At 58.0% G+C, this 6,411-nt stretch carries 4 protein-coding genes and 1 pseudogene; 4 read left to right on the plus strand and 1 reads right to left on the minus strand.

Features of this window, described 5'->3' with window-relative positions:
• Positions 1-51 precede the first annotated feature (51 nt).
• The 3 genes and pseudogenes from HMPREF0308_RS14365 to HMPREF0308_RS08960 all read left to right on the plus strand — a co-directional run bounded on the left by HMPREF0308_RS14365 (position 52) and on the right by HMPREF0308_RS08960 (position 1,851).
• A pseudogene (locus tag HMPREF0308_RS14365) lies at positions 52-705 on the plus strand (restriction endonuclease).
• A gap of 53 nt (positions 706-758) precedes the next feature.
• Entirely contained in the window at positions 759-1,286 is a 528-nt protein-coding gene (locus tag HMPREF0308_RS08955) for an excisionase family DNA-binding protein (protein WP_034657361.1), read from the plus strand.
• On the plus strand, positions 1,279-1,851 hold the full coding sequence (locus HMPREF0308_RS08960; protein WP_034657304.1) for a PIN domain-containing protein: 573 nt from the start codon (positions 1,279-1,281) through the stop codon (positions 1,849-1,851). The genes HMPREF0308_RS08955 and HMPREF0308_RS08960 overlap by 8 nt, the downstream gene beginning before the upstream one ends.
• A gap of 210 nt (positions 1,852-2,061) precedes the next feature.
• Here the strand turns inward: HMPREF0308_RS08960 and HMPREF0308_RS14460 are convergent, their stop codons facing one another.
• The gene (locus HMPREF0308_RS14460) at positions 2,062-2,364 is read right to left on the minus strand and encodes a type II toxin-antitoxin system Phd/YefM family antitoxin (RefSeq protein ID WP_080548638.1); all 303 of its coding nucleotides are present in this window, start codon (positions 2,362-2,364) and stop codon (positions 2,062-2,064) included.
• Between the two features lie 244 nt (positions 2,365-2,608).
• Here HMPREF0308_RS14460 and HMPREF0308_RS08965 point away from each other — a divergent pair, with 244 nt between their 5' ends.
• On the plus strand, positions 2,609-6,331 hold the full coding sequence (locus HMPREF0308_RS08965) for a type I restriction endonuclease subunit R (protein ID WP_169305116.1): 3,723 nt from the start codon (positions 2,609-2,611) through the stop codon (positions 6,329-6,331).
• Positions 6,332-6,411: the final 80 nt, after the last annotated feature.

The following is a 6,411-nucleotide window of genomic DNA, read 5'->3' on the forward strand; positions in this document are numbered from 1 at the left end:
TTTCAAATTACAGATTTTGGCCGTGACCTGTTGGCACGTTACCCGGAAGGGATGACGGAGAAGCAGCTATTAGGAGAGATTGCGGGCACGGAAGCGGCACTATCGTGGCGGGGCCGGAATCCTCGGCGTAAGGCTGGGGAGGAGGTGGGCGTCGATAAGCAAAGCGTCCTTCCAGAGGCCGAGAGCGAGCTGGATCCGGTAGAGCAGGTGGAAACCGGTGTGTCTCGCAACAATGAGTTTGTGGCTGGTGAGCTGCTCACTCGGTTGCATGAGAATGAGCCGGCGTTCTTTGAACAGGCGGTATTGGACCTGCTCATGGCCATGGGATATGGAGGTACACAGGGCAAGGCCACGCGTACGCAGCTATCCAATGATGGTGGCATTGACGGGATTATTGACTAGGATGCGCTGGGGCTGTCGCGTATTTACGTGCAGGCCAAGCGGTATGGGCTGGACAAGAGCATTGGGCGGCCGGATATTCAGGGGTTCGTGGGTGCGCTACAGGGTGCGCAGGCGGACCGTGGGGTGTTTTTGACTACGGCAAAGTTCTCTGCGAGTGCGCAGGAGTATGCGGATGCGGTGGCATCACGCGTTGTTTTGATCGACGGGGATAGGCTGGCGGAACTGATGATCCGCTACGGCGTGGGCGTGCAGGTCAAGAGGACCGTGGCGTTGGTTGAGGTTGATGAGGATTATTTCGAGTAAGAAGGATTCGTGTTTGCGCTTTCGTATTTTTCGAATTGCGCTACGATGATCTCATGACTGAAGTACGGAATCGCCCCCACACAACTCTCCCGCCGCAAGATCTAGAGGCCATGCTCGATGTGAGTAGGTTCTTGGAACAGCTGGAAGGGCCTGCTGCGTTAGTAGGGCCCGATGGACAAGCAGTAGCTCTGCCTGAAGAAGCATTTAGCGTGTTGGCAGAGGTTGTCCACGCGATGCGGCAAGGAAAGGGTATTACTGTTGCGCCTGTAGACCAGCTGCTCACGACACAAGAAGCAGCAGATTTTCTGGGTATTAGTAGGCCGACTCTGGTGAAGAAGCTCGAAGACGGGGCGATAGCTTTCGAGCGCCCCTCAGGGGGAAGGCACAGGCGAGTTCGACTAGTTGACTTACTGCAGTACAGGGATAGGCAGCGGACTGAGCGTCGTAAAGCGCTGCGAGAGCTGATTGCTGAGGCCCAAGCGGCTGGTGCTTATGACGTGGATACTGTAGACGCATCTGACATTGCGCAGGTCCTTAAGGATGTTCGCAGGGAAGCGGCAGAGAAGGATCGGCGTGGCTAAATTTTCGGCGCTTTTGGATGCGTGCACGCTGGTGCCGATTTCGCTCGCAGATACCTTCCTATCGTTGGCGGAAGCTGGCCTCTACCGGCCATTATGGAGTAAGCGAATTCTGGAGGAAGCAGAGCTTGCGGTGAAAAGGATTCATCCGGAACTTCCTCCAGAGGCCGTCGAGAGGCGAATGGCCGAGATGCAAGACTTCTTTGATGACGCCAATGTGACCAATTGGGAGGTACTCGGGAATGATGTTTCCCTGCCAGACCCCAATGACGTGCATGTCCTTGCGGCTGCTATCCAGGGGCGAGCGGATGTCATTGTGACGTTCAACGTAAAAGACTTTCCGAAGGATGAGCTCCAGCGATTTGGCATTGATGTTCAGACCCCGGATGAATTCTTGCTCAACCAATTGGACCTTGATCCGGATGAGGTCTTAGGTTGCCTTGCACGGCAAGCCGAGGCATTGAAAGATCCTCCGGTCCAGTTGAGGGAACTTCTTGACGGATTGGAGAAGTTGAAAATTCAAGGATTTACGAGCGTAGCGCGGAAATTACTATGGCGGGTGCAATAAACGAAACGCCCCGCCGGCATTCTCAGTTGGAAAAGGAATAGCTGCGTGACCGGGAGGAAGATCGATGTTGTGTCACGATTTGCTGGTTCCCTATAGCCGTCATCGGCGACTGTTACCGTGCCGAAGGAAGGCTAGACTGGGTGGCGGTGTGGAGCTTTTCTCCCTCGGGTACGGTCAACGTCGTTAGCACTGAAGTTTCGGTGTACAGCATCACAAGCGGTCTTCCCTATCCAGTAGTGAAACAATGTCGTTCTTAGAAGGTAGAAAGTCTGTGTTGCTCGGCTGTGGAGCCGTCGTGGTCTGCGGGGAGTAGGGCTCGGGGGCGTGACTCAGGATTCCGGCAGCTACTAGTTGCTGAATACGGCTATTGGGGCACGAGATGGGAACAATTCGAGCAATGGGTCGATTGTGGTCGGTGATGGTTACAGTCTTTCCGGTAGAGGCTGCGGTGCGCACTATGTGGCCAGGACGCTGATTGAGTTCGTGGAGAGAAATACTGGTCATCGCTGTCATCGCCTTACCTAAACACACATTGGACGGGTGCTGTGTCCCTATTTATTGATTGGTGGCCCCTAGAACAGCCAGCTGTAGAACAACGGGATAGTGCTGATCTTAGCGGCGTGTGAAGAAAGAACAAGGGGAGTCGGAGCGTTTGGCCAGGGAACGCAGTGATGGTGCTAGCTAGGCCTAGAGCCGTGACTTAGAATTACTGGAATCAAGACGTACCCGATGTGAAATCTTGTCCCTGGAGAACTCTATGGTGACCTCTACTCCCCCGACTCCCCCGACTGCCGGGCGCAACGGTGTGCCAGGCGGGCCTGCACGCAGCAACTTCAGCTTTGTGCGCTACGTCTGGCCCACGGCGTATGAGGAGTGCCTGAAGGTAGAGCGGTTCGTGGATGCGGATCCGGTCATTTCCTGCTTCTATGCGCGCAAGGTGCTGGAGCGGGTGGTGAATCACATCTGGGCGTTCCGGAGCTTGGGCGATACTGGCTACCTCAGCTTGGCGGAGATGACCAGGGACCGTGGTTTCCTTCAGTGCGTGAAGAACGAGACCATGCTGCGCAAGATGACCATCTTGCGTAAGAGCGGTAATGACGCCGCCCACGCCGATGACATGGAGGGCAAGCAAGCGCCGGCTACTTCGCAGAAGGCGCGGGCAGTAGTAGCGCATTTGTATGACCTCATGGCGTGGGCGGTGCGTTACCACTCCGCTAATCCGAAGGCCGCGCCGGGCCCGCAAGCGACTTTTGATACCAGCCTGCTGGGCCAGAGCGCAGCTGATGCCTCTGGCATCCACGTTGCTGGGCGCTCCCAAGCGCAGACCGCCGCGTACCTCAAGAAGCTGGCGCAGCAGGATGAGGAGCTAAAGAAGAACCGGCTGCTGCTCGATGAGGCCAAGGAAGCCGCACGTGAAGCGGAGGAGAAGCGTCTTCGTGAGGCAGCCCAGTTTGAGCTTAAGCGGCGGAGCGCAGAGCTTCGGGCGAAGGCGGATCTGGCTGATGCCAAGGAACAAGCCGAAGCAGAGCGTGCGGCTGCACAGCAGGTAGAAGAGAAGCTTGCTGCCAAAATTGAGGCGCTTGAGGCGAAGCTAGCCGAGCAGGAAGCGGCCGCGGCTGAGCGCGCCGGGGCGGGAGCACAGCCTGATGCGCCTTTGGCGATCGGTGAAGCCGAGACTCGCCGACAGCTCATTGACCCGATGCTGGAAGTGGCCGGTTTTAGTGGTGACTCCGTCACCCGGGAGCTTGAGCTACACGGTATGCCCAATCCCTCCGGCGTTGGCTACGCAGATTATGTCTTGTGGGATGATGACCGCACACCGCTGGCCGTCATCGAGGCGAAGAAGTCCATGGAGTCCATGAGTGTGGGCTCCCACCAGGTGAAGCTGTACGCCGACTGCATCGAACGCGAATACGGAACGCGGCCGGTCATGTTGTGCACCAACGGCTATCACATTGACCTGATCGATGATGCCGCTAACCTTCCTGGAACCGGTGTGGGCTATCCCGCCCGTGAGGTGGAGGGCTTCCCCACTGCGCAGCAATTGCGCCGCATGATTGGTCGGCGCACCATGCGCGCCCTGTTGAGCGAGACACCGGTAGACACGGAGATTGCCGGTGGTGGTGCCCGCACGTACCAGCTCGAGGCCATTCGCGCGGTGACGGAGACGTTGGAGGCGCGGAGGCGTCGCCAAGCATTGCTGGTCATGGCAACAGGAACTGGTAAGACGCGTGTGGCCGTTGCCACTGCCAGGCTGTTGCGCCAGGCCGGTTGGGTGGGCAAGGTGCTGTTCCTGGCGGACCGCACTGCCTTGGTCAATCAGGCACACAAAGCCTTTGTGAGCATGTACGCGGAGTCCACGCCCGTGAATCTCATCAAAAACCCTGAGCAGGTGGGTGACGTGTATGTGACCACCTACAACACCATGATGAACCTGATTGGGGATGACGGCGACACGCCGGCGAAGTTCGGGCCGTTCGACTTCGACCTCATCATCGTGGACGAGGCTCACCGCTCCGTATACAACCGCTTCAAGCGCATCTTGGAGTACTTCGATGCCTACGTGGTGGGGCTGACGGCGACGCCAAAGAGCGAGATTGACCATGACACGTATGCACTCTTTGAGATGGAGGATAAGACCCCGTCCTTCGAGTACAGCCTCGATGAAGCCGTGGCAGACGGAAATCTTGTTCCCTTCAAGACGGCTCGGCAGGACTCGCTCTTCCTGCGCCGGGGCATGTCCTATGACGAGCTTTCCCCGGAGGAACAGCTGGCGTGGGACACGTCCGATTGGGGTACTGACGAGGACGGCGGGCGCTTGGATCCGCCCGGTCAGGTTTCTTCGGCGGAGATTAACCGCTACCTGTTCAACAAGGACACCATACGCAAGGTCCTGAAAACCGTGGTGGAGAACGGGATCCGCGTGGGCGGCGACCAACTGGGCAAGACCATCATCTTCGCTCGGACTCAACGTCACGCGGAGCTCATCAAGCAAGTCTTTGACGCTACGTTCCCGGAGTATTCGCGTACTGGAGCCTCCGTGATTACCACGCACACGAAGTATGCGCAGTCGGCATTGGACGACTTCGCAGATCCGGACGGGGACGTCAACATCGCGATTTCGGTGGACATGCTTGACACCGGCGTGGACGTGCCCGAGGTGGTCAACCTTGTCTTCTTCAAACCCGTCTACTCCCCCACCAAGTTCTGGCAGATGGTGGGCCGAGGGACGCGACTGCGCCCGGACCTCTTCGGCCCGGGGATGGACAAGACGCACTTCCTCATCTTCGACTTCTGCGGCAACGTGGATGAGTTCTTTAAGGGTGAAGCCCGCGAATCGGCCACGGGCCGACCACGGTCGCTGTCGGAAAAGCTCTTTGATGCCCGCGTGGGGTTGCTTGCTCAGTTGGATAAGCACGCTAAGGCCCCAGAGATGCGCGCCGGGCTTGCGGACTCCCTCCACGCCTCGGCGGCGTCTGTGCCGCTAGGCCACATCATGGTCCGGCCCGGTGACAAGGAAATCCTCGTGCGCTACCGCGAGCGCTCCGCTTGGAACGATGTGGATGAGGAGAAAGCTGAGCAGCTGAGCCGCCATCTCGGGCACCTGCCGCTGAACACGATGAAGGAGGCCGAGACAGCAAAGCGCTTTGACCTGGTGATCCTGAAGCTCCAAGTGGGCTTGCTCGACCATAGCCCCGAGTTTGCGGCACTGCGCCAACGAGTGGAGAGAATGGCCAATGACCTCATGGCCGTAAGCTCCACCATCCCCATGGTGGCCGAGCGGCGGTCCTTCCTCGAGCGCGCGCTGGATCCGGAGTGGTGGACCAACGTTACGGTGGAGGACCTCGAGACCATCCGCATCGGCATGCGTTCGCTAATTCAGTTCGTTCCCAAGGGAAAGCGCAATGCCGTGACCCTCGACATCCAGGATGAGATGGGTGAGCTCACGATCGATGATGAGATGCCGTCTCAGTTGCCCGGCACCGGTTCCTACCCCTCCCAGCTGGAACAACAGCTGCGTGAAGTGCTGCAGGAACACGCCAACGACTTGGCGATGATCAAGTTGCGCAGTGCACGCACGCTGAACGCAGAGGATGTTGCCGCGTTGGAGGCGGTGGTGGCACAGGTCGGCAGGGGAAGTGGGGGCTTCACGGAAAGCATTGATAAGCTGCGGGAACGCATGGGTGGGGACAGCATTCCTGCCTTCATCCGCCGCTTGGTGGGACTTGATGAGGCGGCAGTCCGGGAACAGTTTGCAGACCTTCTCAGTAATACGTCTTTCAATGCTGCCCAAATACGCTTTATCAAGATGCTGGTAGATGTGCTGGTTCACAACGGTGGCGTGGCCTACGAGGAGATCTTCCAGCCGCCTTTTGATGAAGAGGGCTCTGTCGTCGACATCTTTCACAACAAGACAGACGTTATCGTGGATTTACGCAAGCGCCTTGAACGGATTGAAGCGACGGCACAGGCTACCTAGGTACTACTGTGCTTCGGAACCGAATGCGGTCTAGCTGGGTCTAACTGGGGAGATGTCCGTGCGGTGACTACACTGTCTAA

It is taken from the genome of Corynebacterium striatum ATCC 6940 (assembly GCF_000159135.1).
Taxonomy (GTDB): Bacteria; Actinomycetota; Actinomycetes; order Mycobacteriales; family Mycobacteriaceae; genus Corynebacterium; species Corynebacterium striatum.

Bases quoted from the DNA above. Each gene is read 5' to 3' on its own strand.
- HMPREF0308_RS14460 (WP_080548638.1), bottom strand. From the start codon at position 2,364: ATGACAGCGATGACCAGTATTTCTCTCCACGAACTCAATCAGCGTCCT.
- HMPREF0308_RS08955 (WP_034657361.1), top strand. From the start codon at position 759: ATGACTGAAGTACGGAATCGCCCCCACACAACTCTCCCGCCGCAAGAT.
- HMPREF0308_RS08965 (WP_169305116.1), top strand. From the start codon at position 2,609: ATGGTGACCTCTACTCCCCCGACTCCCCCGACTGCCGGGCGCAACGGT.